Genomic DNA, 26259 nt, shown 5'->3' with positions numbered 1-26259 from the left:
CGGCCCGGGGTCCTGGGTTCGCGGAATGATGGCGGGCGGCCGGTCGTTACATCACCCGGCGATCGCAGCAATGGCGGTCGTTACCCAGTCCGGCACCGCGTAGGGCACCCCCGCCCTACTGGTTCGGCCGGCATTTTTGGCACCACGGGCGTCCCCCGCCCGTGATCGTGCCGAGTCCCCCAAGTCTTTCTGAGCGCCTGATGGTGCTTGCGCCCTGTCGGCCTGTCCCCCCTTGGGCTGGTGGCGTTATCCCCCGGAAGGAGCTGTGTGATGAACACGATCATGCGGAAGAGCGTTCTGGGTATTGCTGGTCTGGCTTTCGCCGGTGGCATCGCCGCTGGCCCCGCCACCCACGCCGACACCGGCCCGGTCGAGGCCGTCAAGCCGGTCGCCGTGGTGCAGGCTGACAAGCCGGACATGGGCAAGCTGATCCCGCACGGGGTGCAGGGTGAGCAGTCGCGCATCGACCTCAACGACGAGCAGGTCGCGAATGTGAAGGCGATCATCGCGGCGACGAAGACGTCCGACATGGACGAGCGCGCCGCCGTGGTGGCCATCGCCACCAGCCTGCAGGAGTCGAAGCTGGAGAACCTGGGTCACCTGGGCGAGCGCAACGACCACGACTCGCAGGGCCTGTTCCAGCAGCGCCCGTCGAGCGGGTGGGGCACGGTGGAGCAGATCACCGACCCCGAGTACTCGACCACGGCGTTCCTGAAGGGCCTCAAGCAGGTCGACGGGTGGCAGGACATGCCCCTGACCGTCGCCGCGCAGACCGTGCAGGTGTCGGCCTACCCGGACCACTACGCCCAGTGGGAACAGCAGGCCGCCGACCTCGTCGCCGAGCACTGGAACAGCTGACCCAACCGAACAAACACTTTCCTCACAGGGGGACTGCTGGCCGGCACCCAACAGATGCCGGCCAGTCGTGCAGCCGTCACTCCAGGAATACACCGACGTCTCCTGTAGATGCCGCCACCGCAGAACGGTCGGGACGATGTGGTCACGGCGGAAGATCACCGTGCACCGACGCAGCGTTTCGCCATCGGGCCGGTGGTGCCACTCGTCGAACAGCGCGACCACCAGCGGTCCGGCGTGCGCCACCAGCCGGACGTCCCGGATCACCACGACCAAGCCGGGAACGGCGCCGTGGGTGGCCTCCACGGCGGCGAGGACGAGTTCCCGCCCGAGGACCGCGCCGTCCTCGTTGACCAGGACGAAATCTGGGGTGTGCGCGTCGGCGAACACGTCGAACTGATCCCGGGTGCGGGGGAGCTGTCCGGACAGCCGGCCCGCCATGACGCCGTGGTGCCGGCGGATCTCATCGGTGACGGTCATCGCCAAGTCCTCAAAGGGAACGGACGAGCCGTCGTGGGCTCGGCCGACCGCCCGGTGCAGGCCGCTCATCGGGATATTCCGGCGTTCGGAGACCAGGGCTGGGCCGTCACCCACAGCCGGGGCGGCGTCAGGGTCACACCGAGCTGGCGGTGCACCGGCGCCGGGTCGGCCGCGTAGTACCGGGGGTGCCGGGCGACCCACCGGTAGGTGTCCGCCACCGCGGCTGCGGTCGTTGCTCCCAGCACCGCTGTCAGCGTGGCCTCGAAGTCTGCCGGAGTCTGCGGCACGTACCGCACCGGCCGGCCCAGGGCTTCGCCGAACAGGGCGGCGAGCTGCGGGCCGGTGAGGACGTCCGGGCCGCCGAGAGGCAGGTGGTGACCAGGTAACCCGGGCTGGTGCAGCGCGGCCACGGCGGCCACCGCGAGATCCTCGTGACTCACCCAGGCCACCGGTGCCTGCGGGGCGAGCGGGTACCGCAGGACGCCCTCATCCTCCAGCGGGCCGGCCACCCACGGTGCGCGAAGGTTGTCCAGATATACCGACGGCTGGAGCACCACCGTGGGAACACCAGAGGAGAGCAGGGTCTGCGCCGCCGTGCGGCGGGTGTCGAGGGCGGCCACGCCGGTGTCGGCGTCCGTCGGTATCCGGTTGCCCGTGACGAACACCAGCCTTGTCACGCCGGCAGCCCGGGCGGCGTGCGCGACGTTGCTCGCGTATCGGGCGACCAGGGCCGGCTCGTACACCATGGGAAGCAGCACCACCGCGTGGGTGACGTCCGCGAACGCCTCGACGACGCCGGTCGGCCTCGACCACCTCCTGCCGTCGCGAAGGGGCGGCGCTGTCTCCGGGACGTGAAGATCGGTCAGAGCTGTCGCGTGCGGGCGTCGGCTGGCCTATGTTCGAGGGGTCGGCGTCGGGGCGAAGGGGGGTGGCGTGGTGGGCATCCGTACCTTCATCCAAGGTTGGCCGGTCTACCGGCAGCTCACCGGCACCGACCCGCTCGGCCGGGGCGCCGCGGCGCAGTCGGCCCGCTCGGCGGAGCTGACGGCGCGTACCGAGACCGCCGACAGCGTGGCCCGCTCGGTCTGCCCGTACTGCGCGGTGGGCTGCGGCCAGCGGGTGTACGTCAAGGACAACCGGGTCAGCCAGATCGAGGGCGACCCGGACAGCCCGATCTCCCGGGGCCGGCTCTGCCCGAAGGGCGCGGCCAGCAAGAGCCTGGTGACCAGCCCGCTGCGGCAGACGAAGGTCCGCTACCGCCGGCCGTACGGCACCGAGTGGGAGGACCTGGACCTCGACGTCGCGCTCGACATGATCGCCGACCGGGTGCTCGCCGCGCGGGAGCAGACCTGGGAGGACGTGGACGGCGAGGGCCGGCCGCTGAACCGCACCCTGGGCATCTCCAGCCTGGGCGGGGCGACGCTGGACAACGAGGAGAACTACCTCATCAAGAAGCTGTTCACCGCGATGGGGGCGCTCCAGATCGAGAACCAGGCCCGGATTTGACACTCCGCCACCGTCCCCGGTCTGGGGACCAGCTTCGGTCGCGGTGGCGCGACGGACTTCCAGCAGGACGTCGCCAACGCTGACGTCGTCGTCATCCAGGGCTCGAACATGGCCGAGGCCCACCCGGTGGGCTTCCAGTGGGTGATGGAGGCCAAGCGGCGCGGCGCCAAGGTCTTCCACGTCGATCCGCGGTTCACCCGGACCAGCGCGCTCGCCGACACGTACCTGCCGATCCGGGCCGGCTCGGACATCGCCCTGCTCGGCGGGGTGGTGAACTACATCCTGAGCAACGAGCTGGACTTCCGGGAGTACGTGCTGGCGTACACCAACGCCGCGACGATCGTCAGCGAGGACTTCGTCGACACCGAGGACGGGGACGGTTTCTTCTCCGGCTACGACCCGGACACCGGTACGTACCAGCGGACCAGCTGGCAGTACGCGGGCCAGGAGACCCGGGCGGGGACGGCGGCGGAGGAGACCGACAAGGAGCGGGACGCCGCGGCCGGGTTGCGGCACGAGTCGCACGGCGCGCCGATCCCGGGCCGGACCGAGCGGGACGAGACGTTGCAGCACCCGCGCTGCGTCTACCAGATCCTCAAGCGGCACTTCGCCCGCTACACCCCGGAGATGGTGGAGCGGGTCTGCGGTGTGCCGCGGGAGAAGTTCCTGGAGCTGGCGCGGGCCTGGACGGAGAACTCCGGCCGGGAGCGCACCGGCGTGCTGATCTACTCGGTCGGCTGGACCCAGCACAGCGTCGGCGTGCAGTACATCCGTACCGGCGCGATCATCCAGCTGCTGCTGGGCAACGTGGGCCGGCCCGGCGGCGGGGTGCTGGCGCTGCGCGGGCACGCCAGCATCCAGGGCTCCACCGACATCCCGACGCTGTTCAACCTCCTGCCCGGCTACCTGCCGATGCCGCACCACGCCGACCACCCGACCTTCGACCAGTGGGTGAACAGCATCCGGCACCCCGGCCAGAAGGGGTTCTGGGGCAACGCGCGGGCCTACGGCGCCAGCCTGCTGAAGGCGTACTGGGGGGACGCGGCGACACCGGAGAACGACTTCTGCTACGGCTACCTGCCCCGGATGACCGGCGACCACGGCACCTACCAGCAGGTGCTGAACATGATCGACGGCAAGGTGAAGGGCTACTTCCTGCTCGGCCAGAACCCGGCGGTCGGCTCGGCGCACGGCCGGGCGCAGCGGCTGGGCATGGCCAACCTGGACTGGCTGGTGGTCCGCGACCTGTTCATGATCGAGAGCGCCACGTTCTGGCGGAACAGCCCCGAGGTGGCCACCGGCGAGATCGTCCCGCAGGAGTGCCGCACCGAGGTGTTCTTCCTGCCCGCCGCGTCGCACGTGGAGAAGGAGGGCACCTTCACCCAGACCCAGCGGCTGCTGCAGTGGCGGGAGAAGGCGCTCGACCCGCCGGGCGACTGCCGCTCCGAGCTGTGGTTCTTCTACCACCTGGGGCGCAAGCTGCGGGAGAAGCTGGCCGGCTCTCCGCACCCCCGCGACCGGGCCCTGCTCGACCTGACCTGGGACTACCCCACGCAGGCTCCGTTCGCCGAGCCGAGCGCCGAGGCGGTGCTGCGCGAGATCAACGGGTACGAGGTGGCGACCGGCCGCCCGCTGTCGTCGTTCACCGAGGCCCGCGACGACGGTTCCACCGCCGCCGGCTGCTGGATCTACACCGGGGTGTACGCCGACGGGGTCAACCAGGCGGCCCGCCGCAAGTCCCGGCACGAGCAGAACTGGGTGGCCGGCGAGTGGGGCTGGGCGTGGCCGGCCAACCGGCGCACCCTCTACAACCGCGCCTCCGCCGACCCGCAGGGCCGGCCGTGGAGCGAACGGAAGAAGTACGTCTGGTGGGATGCCGACGCCGGCGAGTGGACCGGCTACGACGTGCCGGATTTCGAGAAGACCAAACCGCCGACGTACCGGCCGCCGGAGGGAACCTCCGGACCGGCCGGGATCGCCGGTGACGACCCGTTCGTCATGCAGAGCGACGGCAAGGGCTGGCTGTACGTGCCGCGCGGGCTGATCGACGGCCCACTGCCGACGCACTACGAACCGGCCGAGTCGCCGGTGCGCAATCCGTTCTACCGGCAGCAGGCCAACCCGACCCGCAAGGTGTACCCGCACCCGGTGAACTCGGTGAACCCCAGCCCACCGGCCGAGCACGGTCAGGTGTTCCCGTATGTGTTCACGGTCAGCCGGCTCACCGAGCACCACACCGCGGGCGGGATGAGCCGCACCGTCCGGCCGCTGGCCGAGTTGCAGCCGGCGATGTTCGTCGAGGTGTCCCCGGAGTTGGCCGGCGAGCTGGGGCTGGCCCACCTGGGCTGGGCGCACCTGGTCAGCGGGCGGGCGGTGATCGAGGCGAGGGTGCTGGTCACCGACCGGCTCGCCCCGCTGCGGGTGGACGGCCGGACGATCCACCAGGTGTGGCTGCCGTACCACTTCGGCGGTGAGGGGCTGGTCACCGGCGACTCGGCCAACGACCTGTTCGGGATCACCCTCGACCCGAACGTGCTGATCCAGGAGAGCAAGATCGGTACCTGCGACGTACGACCGGGCCGGCGGCCCACCGGGCCGCGCCTGCTGGACCTGGTGGCCGACTACCGGCGCCGGGCCGGCCTGGAACCGGGCGCCGACCCCGGTCCGCATCCCTCGATCGTCACTCCCGGCGCGCACCCGCCCGGCGAGCGGCGGCCGGACGGGGGAGGGCCGAGATGAGCCCCGGCCCGAACAGCCTCTTCGGCCCGCTGGACCCGGCACCGGACGCGGGCTGGTCCGACGCCCCACCGCGGATGGGCTTCTTCACCGACACCAGCGTCTGCATCGGCTGCAAGGCGTGCGAGGTGGCCTGCAAGGAGTGGAACGACGTGCCCGGCTCCGGGCTGGACCTGCTGGGCATGTCATACGACAACACCGGCGCGCTGACCGCCAACTCGTGGCGGCACGTCGCCTTCGTCGAGCAGGCCCGCCCGGCCGGCCACCGGACGCCCCCGTTCGCCGGCAACCCGACCGGCGGTTCGGTGAGCGCCTCGTCGGCGGCGGTGGCCGCGGGCACCGGCAACCCCACCGGCACCGAACCGGGTGTGCCGCCCGGTTCGCCGGACGCCGCCGCCCGGATGGCCGGCGACCCGGCCGCGGCGACGGCGGCCGGTACCCGGTTCCTCGGCATGCCGGGTGACGGGCCGCCGGGACGGACCGGCAGCGCCGAGGGGCGCACCGACTTCCGCTGGCTGATGATGTCCGACGTCTGCAAGCACTGCACCCACGCGGCCTGCCTGGACGTCTGCCCGACCGGGGCGCTGTTCCGCACCGAGTTCGGCACGGTGGTCGTGCAGGAGGACATCTGCAACGGCTGCGGCTACTGCATCTCGGCCTGCCCGTACGGGGTGATCGACCAGCGCAAGGGCGACGGCCGGGCGTGGAAGTGCACGCTCTGCTACGACCGGATCGGCGCCGGAATGACCCCGGCCTGCGCGCAGGCCTGCCCGACCGAGTCCATCCAGTACGGTCCGCTGGAGGAGTTGCGCGAGCGGGCCGCCGCCCGGGTGGCCACCCTGCACGAGCGGGGTGTGCCGGAGGCGCGGCTGTACGGGCACGACCCGACCGACGGGGTCGGCGGCGACGGCGCCTTCTTCCTGCTGCTCGACTCCCCGGAGGTGTACGGGCTGCCGCCGGACCCGGTGGTGACCACCCGGGACCTGCCGAAGATGTGGAAGCGCGCCGGCCTGGCCGCGTTGGCCATGGCGGCGGCCGCCGTCGCCGCGTTCGTCGGAGGTTCCTCGTGAGTGACCGCCCGGTCGGCGACCGGTTCCGCCGTTTCCGCGAGCGCCTGGCCGGCGGTGGTGCCGGACCGGCGGCAACCGGCCCCGGCGGGTCGGGTGATCCGGCGTGGGAGGGCGGGCGGTCCACCGGCACCGGGGTCGGCGCCGCGCGCAGCGACGCCGGGGCCGCCGCGGCGGGCCTGGCGCCGTCCCCGGCGACGCCGGCCGCCCCGACCGAGCGGCACCGGGGCGGGCGGCGCCGGCGCGGCGGCGCGGAGCTCACCGTCCCGGAGGCCGAGTTCACCTCCTACTACGGCCGGCCGGTGCTGAAGCCCCCGGTGTGGAAGTGGGACATCGCGGCGTACCTGTTCACCGGCGGGCTGGCGGCCGGGTCGTCGCTGTTGGCCGCAGGCGGTCAGCTCACCGGCCGGCCGGCGCTGCGCCGGGCCGGGCGGCTCGCCGCGCTGGCGGCGGTCGGCGCCAGCACCGGCTTCCTGATCCGGGACCTGGGCCGGCCGGCCCGGTTCCACCACATGCTGCGGGTCGCCAAGCCGACCTCGCCGATGTCGGTGGGCACCTGGATCCTGGTCGCGTTCGGGCCGGCCGCCGGTGTGGCGGCGGTCGCGGAGGCCGCGCCCTGGCTGCCCGGGCACGGTCTGCCCGGGCTGGCCCGGCGGGTGCTGCCACCGGTGGGGCACGCCGCCGGCCTGGCCGCCGCGGTCACCGCGCCGGCGCTGGCCACGTACACCGGGGTGCTGCTGGCCGACACGGCCGTGCCGTCCTGGCACGAGGCGTACCCGGAGCTGCCGGTGGTCTTCGCGGGCAGTGCCCTGGCCAGCGGCGCCGGGGTGGGTCTGCTCGCCGCGCCGCTCGGGCAGGCCGGGCCGGCGCGGCGGATGGCGGTCGCCGGCGCGGCGCTGGAGCTGTACGGCTCGCACCGGGTGGAGACCCGGCTCGGGCTGCTCAGCGAGCCGTACCGGGTCGGCCGGGCAGGCAGGCTCCTGCGGGCCGGGCGGGCGCTGACCGGCGCCGGGGTGGCCGGCGCCGTCCTCGGCGGGCGCAGCCGGACGGTCTCCGCGCTCTCCGGGGCGGCGTTGCTGGCCGCGTCGGTGGCGACCCGGTTCGGCATCTTCCACGGCGGCGTCGCCTCGGCGAGGGATCCGAAGTACACGGTGGTGCCGCAACGCGACCGGCTGGCCCGCGCCGCCGGGGAGGACTGACCCTTACTCGCGCGGCCCCGCCGCCGCTGTGGTCAAATGCTCCGTGGAGGCGTTCAGGCGGCTGGTGCCCCTCCCGGTCTTCAAAACCGGTGTGGTCCGGGACCCGGGCCAGGCGGGTTCGATTCCCGTCCGTCTCCGCCAAGCCAGCCGGGGAGATGACGTGACAGGGGACGGCGGCGCGGATCCGCGCCGGCGGGTGCCGCGCACCGACGCGCTGCTCGCCGACCCCGCGCTTGCCGCCGCTGCCCGCACGCTCGGGCGGGACCGGGTCAAGGCCGCCGTCCACCGCGCCCAGGACCGGGCCCGCCGCGGCGAGATCAGCCCCGACGAGGTACGCGACGCGGCGCTGGCCGCGCTGCCCGCGCCGGTGCCCCGGGCGGTGCTCAACGCGACCGGGGTGGTGCTGCACACCAACCTGGGCCGGGCGGCGCTGTCGCCGGCCGCTGTCGCCGCGGTGGTCGCCGCCGCCGGACCCACCGATGTGGAGTTCGACCTGCGCACTGGCCGGCGGGCCCGGCGGGGCCGGGACGCCCTGGACGCGCTCGCGGCCGCGGTGCCGGACGCCGGCGCGGTGCACGTGGTGAACAACGGCGCGGCGGCGCTGGTGCTGGCCGCCACCGCGCTGGCCGCCGGCGGCGAGATCGTGGTCAGCCGGGGCGAGCTGGTGGAGATCGGCGACGGGTTCCGGCTGCCGGACCTGCTGGAGAGCACCGGCGCCCGGCTGCGCGAGGTGGGCACCACCAACCGCACCACGCTGGCCGACTACGCTGCGGCGATCGGCCCGCGCACCGGTTTCGTGCTCAAGGTGCACCCGTCGAACTTCCAGGTCACCGGCTTCACCTCGGCGGTTCCGGTGCGGCGGCTGGCCACCCTCGGCGTGCCGGTGGTGGCCGACATCGGCTCCGGGCTGCTCGCCCCGGATCCGCTGCTGCCCGACGAGCCGGACGCCGCGAGCACCCTGCGCGCGGGCGCGGCGCTGGTCACCGCCAGCGGCGACAAGCTGCTCGGCGGCCCGCAGGCCGGGCTGCTGCTCGGCGCCGCCGACCTGGTCGACCGGCTGCGCCGGCACCCGCTCGCCCGGGCGCTGCGGGTGGACAAACTGACCCTGGCCGCGCTGGCCGCCACCGTCGGTGACCCGGCCACCCCGACCCGGGCGGCGCTGCACGCGGCCGCCGGCGCCCTGCGGGAGCGGACCGAGTGGTTGCGCGACCGGCTCGCCGCCGACGGCTGCAAGGCCGAGGTGGTGCCGGCCGCCGCGGTGGTCGGTGGCGGCGGCGCCCCCGGCGTGGAGCTGGACTCGTGGGCGCTGAGCCTGCCCGAGCGGTACGCCGGGCCGCTGCGCACCGGCGACCCGCCGGTGCTCGGCCGGGTGGTGCGCGGCCGGCTGCTGCTGGACCTGCGCTGCGTGCCCGCCGACGCCGACGACGCGGTGCGGGCCGCCGTGCTACGGGTGGCGGGGGACGGCTGAGCCATGTGGGTGGTGGCCACCGCCGGGCACGTGGACCACGGCAAGTCGACGCTGGTGCGGGCGCTGACCGGGATGGAACCGGACCGGTGGGCCGAGGAGCGGCGCCGGGGCATGACCGTCGACCTCGGTTTCGCCTGGACCGCGCTGCCGTCCGGCGGGACGGTCGCCTTCGTCGACGTGCCCGGGCACGAACGGTTCGTGCCGAACATGCTCGCCGGGGTGGGTCCGGTGCCCGCCGCGCTGGTCGTGGTCGCCGCGGACGAGGGCTGGATGCCGCAGTCCGCCGAGCACCTGGCGGCGCTGGACGCGCTCGGGGTGTCGTCCGGCCTGCTGGTGGTGACCCGCGCGGACCTGGCCGATCCGGGGCCGGCGCTGGCCCGGGCCCGGGCGGAACTCGCCGCGACCTCGCTGGCAGCGGTGGAGGCGGTGGCGGTCAGCGCGGTCACCGGCGCCGGCCTGCCCGAGCTGCGGGCGGCGCTGGACCGGCTGGCGGCTCGGCTGCCCGCGCCGGTGGCGGACGCGCCGGTGCGGCTCTGGGTGGACCGCTGCTTCACCGTCCGGGGCAGCGGCACCGTCGTCACCGGCACCCTCGGCGCCGGCCGGCTGCGCGTCGACGACGAGCTGGAACTGGCCGCCACCGGGGAGCCGGTGCGGGTGCGCGGCCTGCACCGCCTCGGCGTCGCCGCGGCGCGGGTCGACGCGGTGGCCCGGGTGGCGGTGAACCTGCGTGGCGTACCCCGCGACCGGCTGGCCCGCGGCGACGCGCTGCTCAGCCCCGGCCGGTTCCGGCTGACCGACCTGCTCGACGTGCGGCTCGCCGGTGACCCGGTCGCCGACCTGCCGGCCACCCTCACCCTGCACGTCGGCGCCGCCGCGGTGCCCGCCCGGGTGCGCCCGCTCGGCCCGGACACCGCCCGGCTGCGGCTGGCTCGCCCGCTGCCGCTGCTGGTCGGCGACCGGGCGTTGCTGCGCGATCCGGGCCGCCACCACGTCGCCGGCGGGGTGACCGTGCTGGACGTGGCGCCCCCGCCGCTGACCCGCCGGGGCGCCGCGGCCGCCCGCGCCGCGGTGCTCGCCGGCCTGGACGGCCGTCCTGACCTGGCCGGCGAGCTGCGCCGCCGCCGGCTGGCCCGGGTCACCGACCTGGTCCGCACCGGGGTCGAGGTCACCGTCCGACCGGTCGCCGGTGACTGGCTGGCCGACCCGGAGCACTGGCGGCAGCTGGCGGTCCGGCTGGGCGAGGAGGTCACCCGGTACGGCCGGGAGCACCCGCTGGAGCCGGGCGCGCCGGTCGAGCTGCTCCGGCGGCGCCTGGAGCTGCCCGACCGGGCGCTGGTCGAGGCCCTGGTCCGGCCGCCGCTGCGGCTGCGCGCCGGGCGGGTCACCGCGTCCGCCGCCGACGCGCTGCCCGAGCCGGTGGCCCGCGCGGTGGCCCGGCTCCGGGCCGGGTACGCCGAGCGCCCGTTCCGCGCCCCGGAGGTGGCCGACCTCGCCGACCTCGGTCTCGGGCCGCGCGAGATCGGCGCCGCGGTGCGTGCCGGGGCGCTGCTGCGGCTGGCCGAGAACGTGGTGCTGCTGCCCGGGGCCGCCGACGAGGCGGTGCGGGTGCTGGCCGGGCTGCCGCAGCCGTTCACGCTCAGTGCCGCCCGGCGGGCGCTGGACACCACCCGGCGGGTCGCCGTGCCGCTGCTGGAACTGCTGGACCGGCGCGGCGCCACCCGCCGGCTGCCCGACGACGCCCGGATCGTGGTCGCCGCCAGCGGTTGATCCGGACCGTCGTGGGTGGTCAAGGCCGCCCGGCGGGAGGGCCGGTCACCTAGCGTGACGGGCATGGACCCTTCCGCGATCTGGCGGGACCGGCAGCACAAGTGGCGGATCGAGGCGTACCGGGCGCCCGACCTGCGGTTCGCCATCTTCGCCACCAACGGCACCACCGAGTCGGCGCCGCTGTGGCTGTTCGGGATGTCGGCGCTGGCCCGCTGGCTGATGTCGCACAAGATCTCGCTGGACGACCTGGAGGTCGACTGAGCGCACCACCCCCGTTCGGGGGAATGTGCCGGAAAAGCCGGGTACGCTCCTGTTCCCGTCCGTACCGTGCGGTACGTGAAGGACCGAGGAATGCGTACCTTTCTCACGGTGCTCGCCGGGCTCGCGGTGATCTACTTCGGCACCACCGGCCGCAGTCCCGAGGAGGGCGGCGGGGTGACCGGGGGCCTCGTGGTGCTGGCGCTGCTGGCGGCCCTGCTGGTCTGGCACCTCACCAAGCCGGGGGACACGCCGACGAAGTGAGCGCGGTCAGCGGGCGCCGGCGGCGGTGCGGCTGACCTCGCCGGCGGACTCCTCGCCGAGCGCGACCCGGACCAGCGCCGAGGCGAACCGGCCGAACTCGGCCGCGCCGACCAGCCCGGCCAGCCGGTCCGGCGCGGCGGGCAGGCCGAGCCGCTTCGCCCCGGCCAGCGCACGCCGGTCGGCGTACGGGCGCACGTCCGGCCAGACCGTCTGGGCCTCGCGCAGGAAGATGTCCGCCCCGGTGGGGCCGATGCCGGGGAACTCGGTGAGCCGCCGGCGCAGCCCGGCCGGGTCGCCGTCGGCCTCCCGGTGCAGCCGGCGCAGGTCGCCGCGCCAGCGGTCCAGGCAGAGCCGGGCCCCGGTGCGGAGCATCGTCGAGGTGCGCTCGTCGTAGCGGCGGTAGTGGCCGCGGCCCAGCGCGTCCACCCGGTCCTGCCAGCTGGCCGCCTCCATCGCCTGCGGCGTGCGGTAGCCGGCGGCGAACAGCTCCCGGGCGGCGGCCACCGCGACCTGGGCCCGGATCCGGGTGCTCAGCAGCGTGGCGAGCACCAGCAGCTGGTAGAGCGGGGCCGGCCGGTCGGCCAGCCGGATGCCGGCCTCCTCGGCGTACGTGCGTCCCCGCCGGTCCAGCAGGACCCGCGCCACGGTCCGGTCGTCGCCCATCTGCCGGGGGTACCCGGCCTGCGGCCGGTCACCCCTGGCCGACCGGTCCGGCTGCGGCATGGCGCCTGCCGCGGCGGGTAACCCGTGGCGGAGGCGGCGCCGGCCGGGTGCCGTCCGGCGGAAGGAGACAGTTGTGGTCAACCCGCAGCAGGAGGAGCTCCGGCGCAACGACAAGGGCGCCACGAGCCAGTACAGCAAGGGCCCACAACCGACCGGTCATCCCCGCAACCGCGGCACGTCCAAGGGGGACGCCGGGCGTCCGGTGCCGAAGGGACAGGTCTCGCCGTACGGCCCGGCCGGGGAGCCGGTGGCCGACGACGAGAGCGGCGGGCGGGGCTGACTCAGCCCCGCCCGCCGGGCGGCCGCAGCCGGTTCCAGGTGGCTGCGGCCGTCAAGCCGTACGCCAGGTGCGGCACCAGGTCGGCGATCCAGTCCGAGCGGCGCCACGTGCGCGGGTCGGTCACGCCGAGCGCGGTCATCCCGCCGTCGGAGAGCGTCATCACGCCCCCGCCGAGCAGCCCGGCGGCCAGCGGCAGGGGTTGCCGCCGGCCGCGGGTGAGCAGCGCGAAGCCGACCGCGGCGGCGATCCCCGCGCCGTAGCCGAGTAGCGGCCCGAGACCGGAGCGGCGGTTGGCCGCCTGGTCCCCGGCGCCGAGGTCGACGTGCGCCACCCCGGCCAGCCGGCCGGCGCTCTCCTCCGGCGTGCTGCTCGCCGGGCGCCCGCGGAGCACCATGTCCAGGTAGCTGACGATGTTCAGCGCGGTGCTGCCGACCGCCCCGACGATCACCCCGTCGGCCAGGCTGGTCCCGGTCACTTCGGGTCTCCGGGCTCGCGCTCGCCCTTGGGCCCGTACGTCCGCTCGCCGCGCACGACGCCCCGCTGTCCCCGGTCCTCCTGCAGGATCCGGTTGGCCACCTGGTTGGCCTTGTCGTCCGGCACCCGGCGTCCGGAATCGTCGATCGCGTTGCGGATCCGCGCGCGCTGCTTGTCGTACGCGTTGCTGCCCGGCCGTGGTCCTGGCATCACTGCCTCCTCCGGTCGCTGTCGCCCGTCGGCGTACCGGGTTGCGTCTACCCGTCTGCGGGCGGGCCAACCCCGGCTCAGCGCGGCGCGCGGATCACCGCGACCGGGCAGTCGGCGTGGTGCAGCACCGACTGGCTCACCGAACCCAGCAGCAGCCCGGTGAACTCGCCGCGCCCCTGCCGGCCGACCACCACCAGCTGGGCCTGGCGGGAGGCGTCGGTGAGCACCGCCGCCGGGCGGCCGCGGACGGTCCGCCGGGTGACCGGCACGTCGGGCCAGCGGTCGGCGAGCCCGGCCGTCACCTCGGCGACCAGCCGCTCCTCCTCGGTGCGCAGCTCGCTGTCGTCGTAGACCAGCGGTTGCATGTCGCCGGGGCCGGTGGAGACCGGGTGCCGGTAGGCGTGCACGGCGAGCACCTCGGCCCCGCGTACCGACGCCTCCTCGACCGCGAACTCCGCGGCGAGCCGGGACGTCTCGGAGCCGTCCACCCCGACCACGACCGGCCCGTCGGCCCGGTCGGTGCCGCGGGCGACCAGCACCGGGCAGTCGGCGTAGGAGGCGACCTGGACCGCGACCGAGCCGACCACCAGCGCGGAGAAGCCGCCCAGGCCCCGGTCGCCGAGCACGATCATCGCGGCGGCCGGCGACTCGCCGAGCAGCACCGCCGCCGCCTCCCCGTCGACGATCTCGCCGGAGATCCGCAGGCCGGGCACCGCGGACTCGGCCTCGGCCACCGCCTCGGCGACCAGCCGCTCGGCCTGCTGCCGCAGTCCGCTGCCCGGCGGCCCGCCGGCCGGGGGCTGCAGCGGCACGTGCAGCAGCGGCCAGATGAAGCCGTGCACGACCCGCAGCGGCCGGTTGCGCCGGTCGGCCTCGGCGGCAGCCAGGCGTACGGCCCGCAGCGCCGGCCGCGAACCGTCCACGCCGACCACCACGGCCGCGCCGTTCGCCGAGTTCACCGTCCACCTCCCACCGGTTCCGGGTCAGTATCGCGGCCGGTGGCGTGCCGGCGGGGCGATACCGCCCAGGACGTCCGCTCGGTACGCTGGCGACGACCGCCGGGGAGGGAGCGTCGTCGATGGTTGAACCCGACCAGCCGAGCACCGCACGGATGATCGATTTCTGGCTCGGCGGGGAGCATCACTCCCCGGTGGACGTGGCCGCGGCGCGCGCCTTCGAGCAGGCGTACGGGCCGTGCGCGCCGGTCTTCCGCGAGCTGCGTGCCTTCCTCGGTCGGGCGGTGCGGGCGATCGTCGCCGACGGCGTGGACAGCTTCCTGGTCTTCGGCGCCGGGGTGCCCACCATGGGCAACGTGCACGAGGTCGCCGCGGAGGCGACCGTGCTCTACACCGATGTGGACCCGGTCACCATCCGGCTGGGCCAGCGGATCCTGGCCGGCAGCGATCGGGCCGGCTACGGCTACGGCGACGCCACCGACATCGGCACCGTCGACCCGGCGCAGCTGCACCGGTTCGTGCCGGGGTGGGGGAGGCGGCCGGTCGGCGTGGTCTTCCTGGGGCTGGCCGCGTTCCTCGACGACGAGACGCTCGCCCGTACGCTCGACGAGCTGTACGGCGCGGTCGCCCCGGGCAGCCGGCTCGCGATCGACTTCGACACCGAGGAACTGGCCGGTCACCCGGAGGCGCTGGCGATGATGGGGCCGGCGTTCCGGATGCGCCGGCCCGAGGCGTTCGCGCCCCTGCTGGGCCGGTGGCGGCCCACGGCCGACGGCATCGCGCCGATCGTGCGGTGGCGCCCCGACGGCCCGCCGGCCGACGTTCCGGACGCCTTCCACGGCGCGGTGGCGGTCCGCGCGGCGGACTGATTCCGCGGCGGGCCGGCGGGCCTCCGGAGGCAGGTTGATCACGATGGCGGGCCGCCCGCGCGGCGCGGTCCAGGCGGCCCCCGGTTGATGCTTGCCCTACAGCAAGTGTTGCCGGAGGAGAACCATGTTGGACGCGCCCGGCGGGTTGTCGCGTGCCCTGCGCGAGTCCCCGCCCGACCAGGTGGCCGAGGCCGCCGACCGGGCCATCCGGTCCACGTTGGGCGCGACGCGGACGGACGTGTTCCTCGCCGACTACCGGATCAGCGGCCTCTGGCCGGTGCTGGACCCGGAGGTGCCCGAGGCCGGTTTCCTGTCCTGTCAGGGTATGGCGCAGCGGTGCTTCAGCAGTCAGCAGCCGGTGCTCGACGGCGCCGGGGACGGCCGGTGCCGGCTCTACCTGCCGCTGTCGGTGTGGGGGGAGCGGCTCGGGGTGCTGCTGGTCGAGTTCCCGACCGCGCCCGGCCCGGCCATCGTGGAGCGGGTCGGTGACGTCGCCGGTGAGCTGGCGGTGGTGCTGCGCGCGGCGGACCGGGAGGCCGACCGCTACCGCCGGGCCCGCCGCCGGGAGCGGCTCAGCATGGCCGCGGAGATGCAGTGGGAGCTGCTGCCGGGGCGCGGGGTCAGCCACGACGCGTTCCAGCTCGCCGGCCAGTTGGAGCCGGCGTACACGGTGGGCGGCGACCACTTCGACTGGTCGCTCGACGGCGACCGGCTGACCCTCGCCGTGCTCAACGGTTCCGGCATCGGGCTGTCCGCCTCGCTGCTCACGGCGGTGACCGTGAACGCGCTGCGCAACGCCCGCCGCTCCGGCGGCAGCCTGACCGAGCAGGCCGAACTCGCCTCGGACACGGTCTTCCACCAGCACCGGGGCCGGCGGTACGTGGCGACCGTGCTGCTGGAGCTGGACACGCTCACCGGCCGGGTGCGGGCGGTGGACGCCTTCGGCCAGGCCGAGCCGCCGATTCCAGCATCCTAGGATGCTCTACGCGACGTGAGCCCCGTCACAAGCGACGGCGACGCCGCCGAGGCGGACCGTGCGGCACCCGGGCGGGCGGCGAGCGCCCGATATAGTGGCAGCGCAACTCAGCCGGCCCGTGATCACGACGATCGCGGGCCGAATCAGGGGAGGTCCCGTCCCGGGACCGCAGCGGGTGCCGGCGGATGCCGGCCCGACAGCACGCGTCCCGCAGCGCCCGGCCTCGGTCGGGCGGCCGCGACGCGCCGCGGAGGAGGTTCGGTGTCGCGTCGGCCGGCTGGGGCAGCGCATCCGGGGGCCTCGGGCGGCGCCGATCCGGCTCCCGGCGACCGGGTTCTCACCCTGCCCAACCTGATCAGCTTCGTGCGGCTGCTCGGCGTGCCGCTCTTCCTCTATCTGCTGCTGGTCGCCCGCGCAGACGTGGCGGCGATCGTGGTGCTGGCCGTGGGCGGCACCACCGACTGGGTGGACGGCTGGATCGCCCGCCGGCTGGGCCAGGTGAGCCGGCTAGGCGAGCTGCTCGACCCGCTCGCCGACCGGCTCTACATCCTCGCCACGCTGCTCGGGTTCACCGCGCGCGAGGTGGTGCCCTGGCAGTTCACCGCCGCGCTGCTGGCGCGGGAGCTGCTGCTGCTCGGCTCGCTGGCGGTGCTGCGCCGCTACGGGTACGGGCCGCCGCCGGTGCACTACGTCGGCAAGACCGCCACGTTCCTGCTGCTGGCCGCGTTCCCGGTGCTGCTGCTGGCGTCGGCGGTGTCGGACGCGGCCGCGGTGGCCGGCCCGGTCGGCTGGGGTCTGGCCTGGTGGGGTCTGATCCTCTACTGGGTGGCCGGCGCGCTTTACGTGGTGCAGGCCCGCCAGCTGGTCACCGCGGTGCGGGCCGGGGGAGCGGGCGCGTGACCGGCACGCCGCGGGAGGGCCAGGGCCAGGGCCGCGCCGACCGGGTGTACGCCCCGGACTTCCTCACCGAGCTGTTCCGCAACCCGCTCGATCCCGGCTACCTGGACGCGGCGGCGCACCGGCGCGACAGTGGGCCGCCCTCGGGGTGGCGGGGCTGGTCGGCCCGCTCGGTGAGCCTGGTGGTCATCGTGCTGCTCGGTTTCCTGTTCGCGGTGGCGTACAAGCAGACGCTGGCCGACGAGCCGGGGCGCAGCCAGGCCCGCTCCGGGCTGGTCGCCCAGATCAAGGAGCGGCAGGCCGAGGCGGACCGGCTGGCGGCCCGGTCCGACCAGCTGCGCGAGGAGGTCGCCCGGCAGCGCGAGCTGGCGTTGAGCGGGTCGCAGGCCGCCCGGCTGCGGGACCTGGAGGCGGGTACCGGGATGGGCCGGGTGCGCGGCGACGGCGTGGTGGTGCGGCTGGCGGACGCGCCGGGGAAGCAGGACGCGGTGACCGGGGCGGGCGCCGGGCCGCCGCGGGTGCTCTACAGCGACCTGCAGGCGGTGGCGAACGACCTGTGGAGCGCGGGTGCGGAGGCGATCGCGATCAACGGTCAGCGGTTGACGGCGACGTCGACGATCCGGTCGGCCGGCGAGGCGATCCTGGTGGACTTCCGCCCGGTGACCGGGCCGTACGAGGTGTCGGCGATCGGCCCGGGGTCGATGAAGCGCCGGTTCGAGGACAGCCGGTCGGCGTTGTTGATGCGTGAGGTGGCGGAGAAGACCGGGTTGTCGTTCGGGGTGCGCAAGGTCGACGACCTCACCCTGCCGGCGGCGCCGGAGCCGCAGCTACGCTACGCGGAGCCTTCGGTGAGTCCGACGCCGTCGCGGTCGGCCACCGGTGTCCAGCCGTCCGGTTCCCGGACGCCCCCCAGCCCCTCCGGAGGTGGTCGATGATCGCGGTGCTGGCGTTGCTCGCCGGGGTGGTGCTCGGGGTGTGGCTCGATCCCACGGTGCCCGCGGCGTTGCAGCCGTACCTGCCGATCGCGGTGGTGGCGGCGCTGGACGCGGTGTTCGGTGGGGTGCGGGCGAAGCTCGACCGGATCTTCGACGACAAGCAGTTCGTGGTGTCGTTCATCTCGAACGTGCTGGTGGCGGGTCTGATCGTGTATCTGGGTGACCAGTTGGGCGTGGGTGGTCAGCTGTCCACCGGTGTGGTGGTCGTGCTGGGGGTGCGGATCTTCGGTAACGTCGCGGCGATCCGCCGGCACCTGTTCCGGGCGTAGGTTTACAGGCGATGAGCGACGAGCACACCGAGACGGGGACCGGCTGGCCGCAGCCGGCGGGTCCGCCGCGTCCGTCGGGGCCGGCGGGGGAGCCGGATCCGCGGCCGGACGCGCCGGATCCGGACGAGTTGAGCCCGTTGGCGCCGCGGCCTGCGGAGCGGGAGGACGGTCCGCCGGCGGAGGAGTCGGACGCCGCCGGTGAGGCGGCGACGGTGGATCTGGGTCGGGCGAGCGCCGCGGCGGTCGAGGGGCCGGCCGGGGGTGCCGGCGGGCCGGGCGGGGCCGTGGAGGCGCCGGCGGCGGGTGGCGGGCCGGCGCGGTCGGTGCGGGCGCGGCTCAGCTCGGCCGGGGTGATGATCGCGGTGCTGTTGGCGTTGCTGGGGTTCACCCTGGTGGTGCAGTTGAAGACGACGTCGACGGATCCGACGTTGGCGGCGACCCGGCAGGAGGACCTGGTCCGGATCCTGTACGACCTGGATTCGCGGACGAACCGGTTGCGGCAGGACATCGAGTCGTTGGAGGAGAGCCAGCGGCAGTTGCAGTCGGGTGAGCAGGGGCGCCAGGCGGCGTTGGAGGAGGCTACCCGGCGGGCGGACGAGTTGGGGATCCTGGCGGGGACGTTGCCGGCGACGGGGCCGGGGTTGTCGGTGCGGTTCGTTCCGGGTGGCAAGCCGATCTCGGCGTCGCGGGTGCTGGACGCGGTGCAGGAGTTGCGGGGTGCGGGCGCGGAGGCGATGCAGATTTCCGGTGGGGATCGGGCGACGGTGCGGATCGTCGCGTCGACGTACTTCCTGGACGGGGAGAACGGGTCGTTGATCGTGGACGGGCGGCGGTTGACGGGTCCGTACACGATCACGGTGATCGGTGATCCGGCGACGATGCGTACGGCGTTGAACATTCCCGGTGGGGTGGTGGCGTCGGTTGCGGGCGACGGCGGTAACGTGATCGTTGAGGATCGTGAGGCTGCCGAGGTTTCGGCGCTGCACGCGCCGATCAAGCTGGAACACGCCCGTCCGGTCTCCTGACCGGCGCGGCCGGCACCGGGTGCGCCCGGTGCACCGATGGATGAGGGACGCGTCTGGTGATTCCTGAGGATCTGCGTTACACCGCTGAGCACGAGTGGGTGTCCGGTGGCGACGGCGGCACTGTCCGGGTCGGCATCACCCATTTCGCGCAGGACGCGCTGGGTGACATCGTGTATGTCCAGCTACCCGAGGCGGGCACGGCGGTGGCTGCTGGTGAGTCGTTGGGTGAGATCGAGTCGACCAAGAGTGTGTCGGAGATCTACGCCCCGGTCAGCGGTACGGTGGCGGCGCGCAACGAGGCGCTCGGTGACACCCCTGAGGTGATCAACACTGACCCGTACGGTGCGGGTTGGTTGGTGGAGATCACCCCGGACGATCCGGCGGCGGTCGGCGGGCTGCTGTCCGCGGGCGCGTATCGCGAGCTCACCGAGAGCTGAGTGTGCCCGAGCCGGTGCGCCTGTCGAGTCCGCGCGTCCGGTTGCCCTGCATTTCGGCGCTGGCTAGGCTCGCCCAGTCGACCGAGAACCCAATAGTTGAGCGTCGCGGAAGCGCCTTTCCGGGCACGGGGAGCCAGCCGCCGGGTGTTCATTGGCCCGGCGGCCAGACCCGCCATCACCCGACGCCGACCGAACAGATCCGTGAGGTGGTCCCATGACGCGCCCAGACGACGAGTTCCCCCCACTCGACGTCACTTCGACGCTCAATCTCGGCTCGCTCGACGAAGTGCTGGAGGGGCCGGACACCGATGTGGTGCCGAGCCGGATGTCCGGTTCGTTGCCGCCGGGGATGGCGCTGCTGGTGGTCCGGCGGGGTCCGAACGCGGGTGCCCGGTTCCTGCTGGATCACGATGTGACGACCAGCGGCCGGCATCCGGACAGTGACATCTTCCTGGACGACGTGACGGTGTCGCGGCGGCACGCGGAGTTCCACCGGGACGGTGGCACGTTCACGGTGCGGGACGTGGGCAGCCTGAACGGCACGTACGTGAACCGGGAGCGGGTCGAGGCGGCCACGTTGAGCAATGGTGACGAGGTGCAGATCGGCAAGTTCCGGGTGGTGTTCATCGCCGGTCCGCGCCCGGAGGGGGAGGCCGGCCGGGGGTGAACGAGCCTGCGGCCTCGACGTCGCCGGGTGCGGCGCGCGCGCAACCGTTGATGAGCATCGGTGAGGTGCTGGCGCAGTTGCGGGTGGATTTTCCGGACGTCACGATTTCGAAGTTGCGGTTTCTCGAGGCCGAGGGTCTGGTGGAGCCGCAGCGTACGGCGTCGGGTTACCGGAAGTTCAGCTGGGACGATGTGGCGCGGTTGCGGTTCGTGTTGACCGCGCAGCGGGACCAGTACCTGCCGTTGCGAGTGATCCGTGAGCAGTTGGCGCAGTGGGACGCGACCGGGGAGGCGCCGGGTCGGGCGCGGCCGACGTTGGTGGCGGTGGGTCCTGGTGGTGAGGTGCCGGGGCGGGAGTCGGCGGAGCCGGCCGAGTCGTCGGAGGTGCGGCTCGGTCGGGCTGATCTGGTGGCGCGCAGCGGGCTCGACGAGTCGACGTTGGCGGAGCTGGAGCGGCTCGGGTTGGTGGTGTCGGATCCGCCGGGTTGGTACGACGGGGATGCGTTGATCATCGCGCGGGCGGTGGCGGGTCTGGCGGCGTACGGGTTCCAGCCGCGGCATCTGCGGGCTTACCGGACGGCGGCGGATCGGGAGGTCGGTCTGTTCGCGCAGTTGGTGGCGCCGTTGGCGCGGCAGAGTGATCCGGCGGCGCGGGCGCGGGCGGCGGAGACGGCGCGGGAGTTGGTGGCGTTGTCTCAGCAGTTGCACGCGGCGTTGGTGCGGGTGGGGTTGCGGTCGACGTTGGGCCGGTGACCGGCGGGTGTGCGGAAAGATCTGTCCCGGGAAGCGTGTCGTAGGCTTGCCGGGGTAACCCCTTTCTGGCGCGGGCGTGGTGCGGATTGCGCGTGGGACGGCCGTGTCGCGGTCCGTGTACCGTGCAGGGAAGGGCGCGGTGCGGCGTAGGTGACAACGACACGGAGGCGGCGGTGCGCGAGCTGAGCGTGGTCGGGGTTCGGGTGGAGCTGCCCAGCAACCAGCCGATCGTCCTGCTCAGGGAGGTCGAGGGGGACCGCTACTTGCCGATCTGGATCGGCGCGGTCGAGGCGACGGCGATCGCCTACGAGCAGCAGGGGGTCAAGCCGGCCCGGCCGTTGACTCATGACCTTCTGCGGGACGTGTTGGCGGCGTTGAAGGCGCCGTTGCGGGCGGTGGAGATCACCGAGTTGAAGGAGAACGTCTTCTACGCCGATCTGTTGATCGGTGACGGGGTGCGGGTGTCGGCGCGGCCGAGCGATTCCATCGCGTTGGCGTTGCGGGTGGGGGCGCCCATTCGTTGTGCCGAGCAGGTCCTCAGTGAGGCGGGGATCGTGATCCCGGACGAGCAGGAGGACGAGGTGGAGAAGTTCCGCGAGTTCCTGGAGCAGGTGCGTCCGGAGGATTTCGCGGGTTGACCGGCTGCCGGTGGGCGGCTGGTGGTGAGGTCGATCGGGGTCACTGTGGGTGATGTCCCGGCGGTGTGGGTGATCTTTCCCCTGACTGCGCGGCGTGTCGCGACGGTTCCTGCGCGGTAACTCCTGGGGGCGGCTATAGGGTTGCCGTGTCGAGGGGTGCACGTCCCGGAAACGACGTGTCACCGCACTGGCGGGGAGGTTGTCCGGATGCACGAGCCGCGAGATCCCGATCCGGGTACGGAAGTGGACGAGCCGGGTGCGGCGCCGCCGGGGGTGGCGACGGACGGTGACGGTTCGGTGGGCTACCGGGGGGTGACGGCCTGCCACGCGGTGGGGATCAGCTACCGCCAGTTGGACTACTGGGCGCGTACCGGGCTGGTGGTGCCGAGTGTGCGGGACGCCTCGGGTTCGGGCACGCAGCGGTTGTATTCGTTCCGGGACCTGGTGGTCTTGAAGGTCGTGAAGCGGCTGCTGGACGCCGGGGTGTCGTTGCAGAACATCCGGAAGGCGATCGAGGCGTTGCGCTCGCGTGGGGTGGCGGACCTTGCGGGCATCACGTTGATCTCCGATGGGACGACGGTGTACGAGTGCCGGTCGCCGGAGGAGGTGGTCGACCTGTTGCAGGGCGGCCAGGGCGTGTTCGGCATCGCGATCGGTGGGGCGTTCAAGGAGATCCAGGGTTCGTTGTCGCATCTGCCGGCGGAGCCGGCGGCGGCCACGCCGGGTCAGGAGTCGCCGGCGGTGGCGCCGGATTCGGTGGGGGACGAGTTGGCGGCGCGGCGGGCGCGTAGGCGGGCCGGCTGACCGGGTCGGTCGTGGTGGGGTGGTGCTGACGCGCCACCGGTGGCCGTGTCCGGCCGGCAGGGTGGGTCCGGGCTGGTCGGGTGTCCTGGTGGTCGTGCGGTGGCGGCTTCCCGGGCGCTCGGGCGCCGGTTCTGTGACGTACGGTGCGCGCGACGCGCCGAGGCTTGTTGCATATTTCGTGGTGACGCTGTGTGCGGGGTGCCGGGGGCGCTGGCGGGTGGCTGGCCGATTGGTGTGTGGTGGTCGTCTCTGCGGCTGAGGTGGGGCTGCCGGGACGGATGATGCAGGTCAGGCGATCGGTCGTCGGGTGTCTGCGGTGGTCAGCGGCGAGCGCGGGGCCGTTGGTGCCGGTCCGTGGCGGGTTCGGCCGGCGGTGGCTGTCGCATCAGTGATGACTGTGGGTGCGCTGGTGATTGCCTACTGTGGATGTCGATGCCGGTCTGATTGTCACTGTGGGTAGTGGAGAGCGTCGGGAATCCGATAGGGGGGCGATGACCGCGGCGACGTGACGCGCTATGGTCCGTCACGCGGTCGCCCCGGTGCGGGTGTCGCCTGCGACGGCGCTGATGCGCGCCGGCCGACCGTTGCCCCTGCGCGCCAGCCCCGCGCGACCCCTCCACGTCGGAAGGAACGACCGTGACGGTTACGGAAGAAACCGCTCCCGCCTCCCACTACGAGCGCATCGGTGGCGCCACCTCGGTCAAGGCCGCCGTCGACCTGTTCTACGACCGGGTGCTGGCCGACCCGGAACTGGCCGGCTACTTCACCGATGTGGACATGCCGGGGCAGCGTCGGCACCTGGCGTTGATGCTGACCGTGGTGCTGGGTGGTCCGAACGAGTACGCCGGGCGGAGCCTGGCCGAGGCGCACCAGCCGTTGCGGATCCCGGTGGAGCACTACGTCAAGGTCGGTGAGCACCTGACCGTGACGCTGGCCGAGCTGGGTGTGCCGGGCGACATCATCGCCGACGTGCAGGTGGTGCTGGGGCAGGTGCAGGACCAGGTGGTGGCCAGCGGGAACCCGGCGAGCGCCTGAGCGTGGACGCCGCCCGGCTCAAGCAGAGCTGGTCCCTGGTCACCGCGCACGGCGACCAGGTGCCGCTCTATTTCTATTCCACGCTGTTCCTGGCCCACCCGGAGACCCGGCAGATGTTCCCGACGAACATGGCGGGGCAGCGTGACCGGCTGGTCACCGCGCTGGGGCACATCGTGTCCAACGTGGACCAGGTGGACCGGCTGGTCGGGTTCCTGCAGGACCTCGGCGCCGACCACCGCAAGTTCGCGGTGCGCGCGGAGCACTACCCGGCGGTCGGGGAGGCGCTGCTGGCGACGTTGCAGCACTTCCTCGGCGAGCAGTGGACCGAAGACCTGGCCCAGGACTGGGCCGGCGCGTACGGGCTGGTGTCGCAGGTGATGATCGAGGCCGCGCAGGCCGCCGAGGCGGTCAACCCGCCGTGGTGGGTGGCGGAGATCATCGGGCACGAGCGGCGGGCGTTCGACGTGGCGGTGCTGACCCTGCGTCCGCAGTACCTGCTGCCGTTCACGCCGGGGCAGTCGATCGGGGTGTCTCACCCGTCGGTGCGGTCGTGGCGGTACTACTCGCCGGCGAACGCGCCGCGCGCGGACGGCACCCTGGAGCTGCACGTGCGCGCGGCGCCCGGCGGGGCGGTGTCGTCACGGCTGGTGTACGGGTGCGCGACCGGTGACCAGATCCACCTGGCCGCGCCGGTGGGTGACCGGCTGACGTTGTGGTCGGCCGGGTCGGCGGACCTGCTGCTGCTGGCCGGCGGCACCGGCTGGGCGCCGGTGAAGGCGCTGGTGGAGCAGGTGGCGGCGGAAGGCTCCCGGCGCAAGGTCGACCTGTACGTGGGGGCCCGCTCGCGCACCGAGTTCTACGACAACGACGCGATCGACAAGCTGGCGTCGTCGAACCCGTGGCTGACGGTGACCTACGTGGTGGGCACGGACCTGCAGCGGCCGGGGGAGTTCGTGCACGCGGTGGACCGGGCGTTGGCCGACGGTGACTGGCGGTCCCGGCACGTGTACGTGTGTGGCTCCGACGAGATGGTGTCGTACTCGGCGGCGGCGCTGGCCCGGGCCGGCTACCACGCCGGTCAGCTGCACCACGAAGGGCTGGGCAAGCACTGGTACGGCCCGGCGTGGCGCACGGCGGTGGATCAGGCGTCCGCCCCTGACAGTTCCGGAGGTTCCCGTTGACGACTCCGATCAGCCGGTATGACGGTGCGCAGGTCTCCGGCGGTGTGCAGGTACGGATGACGGCCGACCGGGTGCGTCGGTGGGAGTTCGGTTCCGCGTCGTTCGCCCGGCGTGGCTACGACCACGCCGACGTGGACCGGTTCCGGATGCAGGTGGCCGACGAGCTGGATCTGCTGTCCGCGCAGATCGCCACCCTGCGGGCGGAGAACGAGCGGCTCAACGACCGGGTGGAGTTGCACCGGCACGGGGTGATCCCGAGCGCCGGGGCGGAGGCGAAGCTGCCGGCGGCGAAGGAGGTGAACCTGCTCTCGGCGGCCCAGCGGGAGGCCGAGCAGATCATCGCGCAGGCGCACGACTACGCGCGGCGGGTGGCCGAGTACGCCCGGGTGCAGTACGAGAGCTACGTGCAGGCGGCGGCGGAGGAGGCGAAGCGGGAGGCCGAGCGGGCGGTGCAGGACTACCGCTCGGCGGCCGGGTCGAGCTTCGACGACGGCGTGGCCACCCGGGAGGCGCTGCGGATCTACGGCGAGATGATGATCTCGCACATGCAGGCCGCGGCGCGGCACCTCGACGACGGCAGCGAGCACCTGGCCCGCACCATGGACCGGCTGGTCGGACCGGCTGGTCCGGCGGTGCACGCCGGTGCCGGGCAGGGTGCGCTGCCCCGCCACCAGCAGCGTTGAACCGGCGGCCGGCCCGCGCGGTTCGCGGGCCGGCCGCCGGTGGCCTCACCAGGGCAGCGGTTCGCCGTCGCGGAAGAACCCGCCGGTGGGGCCGTCGTCGGGGATCCGCACCGCCCACAGCACGCTGGCCGCTCCCTCGGCGGCGGTGCGGGGCGCGGCGGGGCCGCCCATGTCGGTGGCGACCCAGCCGGGGCAGACCGAGTTGACCAGGATCCCGTCGGCGGCGAGTTGCGCGGCGAGCAGCCGGGTCAGCGCGTTCAGCGCGGCCTTGGACATGGCGTAGCCGGGGGCGGCGGCGCCCATGCCGGTCAGGGAGCCGCTCTCGCTGGAGACGTTGACGATCCGCCGGCCGGGGCGCCGGTGGCGCATCAGCGGCACGAGGGCCTGGCTGACCCGCCAGGCGCCGAGGGCGTTGACCTCCAGGGTGTCGCGGACGACGGCCAGGTCGGCGCCGAGCGGGTCCTGCCAGGTGTCGTAGTTGATCGCCGCGTTGTTGACCAGCACGTCGACCCGGCCGTGCCGGTCGCGCAGCCGTTGCGCGAACCGGGTGACGCTGTCGGCGTCGGCGACGTCGAGGCGCTCCACGGTGACGCTGCCGGGCAGGTCCCGGGCCGCGTGCCGGCCCCGATCGGGGTCGCGGACAGCGAGGACGGTGTGATAGTTGTCGCGGGCGAGGTGGGCGGCGACCGCCCGGCCGATGCCCCGGTTGGCTCCGGTGACCACGGCCACCGGCGCCGCCTTCGGTGACTCCTGCATGATCACCGAGTTTCGCAGCTCGGGTGTCGGCC

At 73.9% G+C, this 26259-nt stretch carries 28 protein-coding genes, 1 tRNA gene and 1 pseudogene; 24 read left to right on the top strand and 6 right to left on the bottom strand.

Annotated elements, in window-relative coordinates:
* Positions 1–270 precede the first annotated feature (270 nt).
* Positions 271–858 carry a hypothetical protein gene (locus FHX32_RS27665; protein ID WP_167189589.1) on the top strand — a complete coding sequence of 196 codons (588 nt, stop codon included), beginning with the start codon at positions 271–273 and terminating at the stop codon, positions 856–858.
* Between the two features lie 542 nt (positions 859–1400).
* On the opposite strand, the gene FHX32_RS27655 is transcribed toward FHX32_RS27665, so the two are convergent.
* A complete protein-coding gene (locus FHX32_RS27655) occupies positions 1401–2201 on the bottom strand; it encodes an SDR family oxidoreductase (RefSeq protein WP_486481415.1) in 801 nt (266 codons plus the stop codon).
* 70 nt (positions 2202–2271) lie between these two features.
* Here FHX32_RS27655 and fdh point away from each other — a divergent pair.
* The 8 genes and pseudogenes from fdh to FHX32_RS27610 all read left to right on the top strand — a co-directional run.
* Positions 2272–5490: pseudogene (gene fdh, locus FHX32_RS27645) on the top strand (formate dehydrogenase); the annotation flags it as partial.
* Positions 5491–5576: 86 nt separating this feature from the next.
* Positions 5577–6647, top strand: coding sequence for a 4Fe-4S dicluster domain-containing protein (locus tag FHX32_RS27640; protein ID WP_167189583.1), 1071 nt, complete (start codon positions 5577–5579; stop codon positions 6645–6647).
* Positions 6644–7843, top strand: coding sequence for an NrfD/PsrC family molybdoenzyme membrane anchor subunit (gene nrfD / locus FHX32_RS27635; protein ID WP_486481360.1), 1200 nt, complete (start codon positions 6644–6646; stop codon positions 7841–7843). The genes FHX32_RS27640 and nrfD overlap by 4 nt, the downstream gene beginning before the upstream one ends.
* A 45-nt stretch (positions 7844–7888) precedes the next feature.
* Positions 7889–7984, top strand: a tRNA-Sec gene (locus FHX32_RS27630).
* 19 nt (positions 7985–8003) lie between these two features.
* The gene (gene selA / locus FHX32_RS27625; RefSeq protein ID WP_167189580.1) at positions 8004–9311 is read left to right on the top strand and encodes an L-seryl-tRNA(Sec) selenium transferase; all 1308 of its coding nucleotides are present in this window, start codon (positions 8004–8006) and stop codon (positions 9309–9311) included.
* Positions 9312–9314: 3 nt separating this feature from the next.
* The gene (gene selB / locus FHX32_RS27620; RefSeq protein ID WP_167189576.1) at positions 9315–11078 is read left to right on the top strand and encodes a selenocysteine-specific translation elongation factor; all 1764 of its coding nucleotides are present in this window, start codon (positions 9315–9317) and stop codon (positions 11076–11078) included.
* A gap of 63 nt (positions 11079–11141) precedes the next feature.
* The gene (locus FHX32_RS27615) at positions 11142–11339 is read left to right on the top strand and encodes a hypothetical protein (protein ID WP_167189573.1); all 198 of its coding nucleotides are present in this window, start codon (positions 11142–11144) and stop codon (positions 11337–11339) included.
* A 90-nt stretch (positions 11340–11429) separates the two neighbouring features.
* Entirely contained in the window at positions 11430–11600 is a 171-nt protein-coding gene (locus FHX32_RS27610; protein WP_167189571.1) for a hypothetical protein, read from the top strand.
* A 6-nt stretch (positions 11601–11606) separates the two neighbouring features.
* Here FHX32_RS27610 and FHX32_RS27605 read toward each other — a convergent pair whose 3' ends face one another.
* Complete coding sequence (locus tag FHX32_RS27605) at positions 11607–12263, bottom strand: hypothetical protein (protein ID WP_167189568.1); 657 nt, start codon at positions 12261–12263, stop codon at positions 11607–11609.
* Between the two features lie 133 nt (positions 12264–12396).
* On the opposite strand from FHX32_RS27605, the gene FHX32_RS27600 reads away from it, so the two are divergent.
* Entirely contained in the window at positions 12397–12603 is a 207-nt protein-coding gene (locus FHX32_RS27600; protein ID WP_088993884.1) for a hypothetical protein, read from the top strand.
* Between the two features lies 1 nt (position 12604).
* Here FHX32_RS27600 and FHX32_RS27595 read toward each other — a convergent pair whose 3' ends face one another.
* The 3 genes from FHX32_RS27595 to FHX32_RS27585 all read right to left on the bottom strand — a co-directional run bounded on the left by FHX32_RS27595 (position 12605) and on the right by FHX32_RS27585 (position 14246).
* Positions 12605–13078 (bottom strand): hypothetical protein, encoded by a 474-nt coding sequence (locus FHX32_RS27595; protein ID WP_167189565.1) that lies wholly within the window; start codon positions 13076–13078, stop codon positions 12605–12607.
* Positions 13075–13287: a phosphatidylethanolamine-binding protein gene (locus FHX32_RS27590; RefSeq protein WP_167189562.1), complete on the bottom strand. Its 213-nt coding sequence runs from the start codon at positions 13285–13287 to the stop codon at positions 13075–13077. Before FHX32_RS27590 ends, FHX32_RS27595 begins: the two co-directional genes overlap by 4 nt.
* Positions 13288–13364: 77 nt before the next feature.
* Positions 13365–14246, bottom strand: coding sequence for a universal stress protein (locus FHX32_RS27585; protein WP_167189558.1), 882 nt, complete (start codon positions 14244–14246; stop codon positions 13365–13367).
* A 119-nt stretch (positions 14247–14365) separates the two neighbouring features.
* Between FHX32_RS27585 and FHX32_RS27580 the strand changes: the two genes are divergently transcribed.
* The 14 genes from FHX32_RS27580 (at position 14366) to FHX32_RS27515 (ending at position 25471) form a co-directional block, all read left to right on the top strand.
* Positions 14366–15112 (top strand): SAM-dependent methyltransferase, encoded by a 747-nt coding sequence (locus FHX32_RS27580; protein WP_167189555.1) that lies wholly within the window; start codon positions 14366–14368, stop codon positions 15110–15112.
* A gap of 124 nt (positions 15113–15236) precedes the next feature.
* The gene (locus FHX32_RS27575) at positions 15237–16088 is read left to right on the top strand and encodes a SpoIIE family protein phosphatase (RefSeq protein WP_167189552.1); all 852 of its coding nucleotides are present in this window, start codon (positions 15237–15239) and stop codon (positions 16086–16088) included.
* 261 nt (positions 16089–16349) lie between these two features.
* A complete protein-coding gene (gene clsA / locus FHX32_RS27570; protein ID WP_167189549.1) occupies positions 16350–16988 on the top strand; it encodes a cardiolipin synthase ClsA in 639 nt (212 codons plus the stop codon).
* Complete coding sequence (locus FHX32_RS27565; protein WP_167189546.1) at positions 16985–17920, top strand: DUF881 domain-containing protein; 936 nt, start codon at positions 16985–16987, stop codon at positions 17918–17920. The genes clsA and FHX32_RS27565 overlap by 4 nt, the downstream gene beginning before the upstream one ends.
* Entirely contained in the window at positions 17917–18249 is a 333-nt protein-coding gene (locus FHX32_RS27560; RefSeq protein ID WP_007460356.1) for a small basic family protein, read from the top strand. The genes FHX32_RS27565 and FHX32_RS27560 overlap by 4 nt, the downstream gene beginning before the upstream one ends.
* A gap of 11 nt (positions 18250–18260) precedes the next feature.
* Positions 18261–19274 carry a DUF881 domain-containing protein gene (locus tag FHX32_RS27555; RefSeq protein ID WP_167189543.1) on the top strand — a complete coding sequence of 338 codons (1014 nt, stop codon included), beginning with the start codon at positions 18261–18263 and terminating at the stop codon, positions 19272–19274.
* A 56-nt stretch (positions 19275–19330) separates the two neighbouring features.
* Positions 19331–19711 (top strand): glycine cleavage system protein GcvH, encoded by a 381-nt coding sequence (gene gcvH / locus FHX32_RS27550; RefSeq protein WP_167189540.1) that lies wholly within the window; start codon positions 19331–19333, stop codon positions 19709–19711.
* 214 nt (positions 19712–19925) lie between these two features.
* On the top strand, positions 19926–20378 hold the full coding sequence (gene odhI, locus FHX32_RS27545; RefSeq protein ID WP_030503922.1) for an oxoglutarate dehydrogenase inhibitor Odhl: 453 nt from the start codon (positions 19926–19928) through the stop codon (positions 20376–20378).
* Between the two features lie 50 nt (positions 20379–20428).
* Positions 20429–21130, top strand: coding sequence for a transcriptional regulator FtsR (gene ftsR / locus FHX32_RS27540; protein WP_208419526.1), 702 nt, complete (start codon positions 20429–20431; stop codon positions 21128–21130).
* A 173-nt stretch (positions 21131–21303) separates the two neighbouring features.
* Positions 21304–21768 carry a bifunctional nuclease family protein gene (locus tag FHX32_RS27535; RefSeq protein ID WP_088962140.1) on the top strand — a complete coding sequence of 155 codons (465 nt, stop codon included), beginning with the start codon at positions 21304–21306 and terminating at the stop codon, positions 21766–21768.
* Between the two features lie 207 nt (positions 21769–21975).
* Positions 21976–22572: a MerR family transcriptional regulator gene (locus tag FHX32_RS27530; RefSeq protein WP_167189533.1), complete on the top strand. Its 597-nt coding sequence runs from the start codon at positions 21976–21978 to the stop codon at positions 22570–22572.
* Positions 22573–23208: 636 nt separating this feature from the next.
* A complete protein-coding gene (locus FHX32_RS27525) occupies positions 23209–23607 on the top strand; it encodes a group I truncated hemoglobin (protein WP_167189530.1) in 399 nt (132 codons plus the stop codon).
* A 2-nt stretch (positions 23608–23609) separates the two neighbouring features.
* Complete coding sequence (locus FHX32_RS27520) at positions 23610–24788, top strand: globin domain-containing protein (protein ID WP_167189527.1); 1179 nt, start codon at positions 23610–23612, stop codon at positions 24786–24788.
* Entirely contained in the window at positions 24785–25471 is a 687-nt protein-coding gene (locus FHX32_RS27515; protein WP_167189524.1) for a cell division protein DivIVA, read from the top strand. The genes FHX32_RS27520 and FHX32_RS27515 overlap by 4 nt, the downstream gene beginning before the upstream one ends.
* Positions 25472–25516: 45 nt before the next feature.
* Here FHX32_RS27515 and FHX32_RS27510 read toward each other — a convergent pair whose 3' ends face one another.
* A complete protein-coding gene (locus FHX32_RS27510; protein ID WP_167189521.1) occupies positions 25517–26227 on the bottom strand; it encodes an SDR family NAD(P)-dependent oxidoreductase in 711 nt (236 codons plus the stop codon).
* Positions 26228–26259: the final 32 nt, after the last annotated feature.

The organism is Micromonospora sp. CNZ280, assembly GCF_011759515.1.
This window is presented reverse-complemented; position numbering and strand designations above follow the sequence as displayed.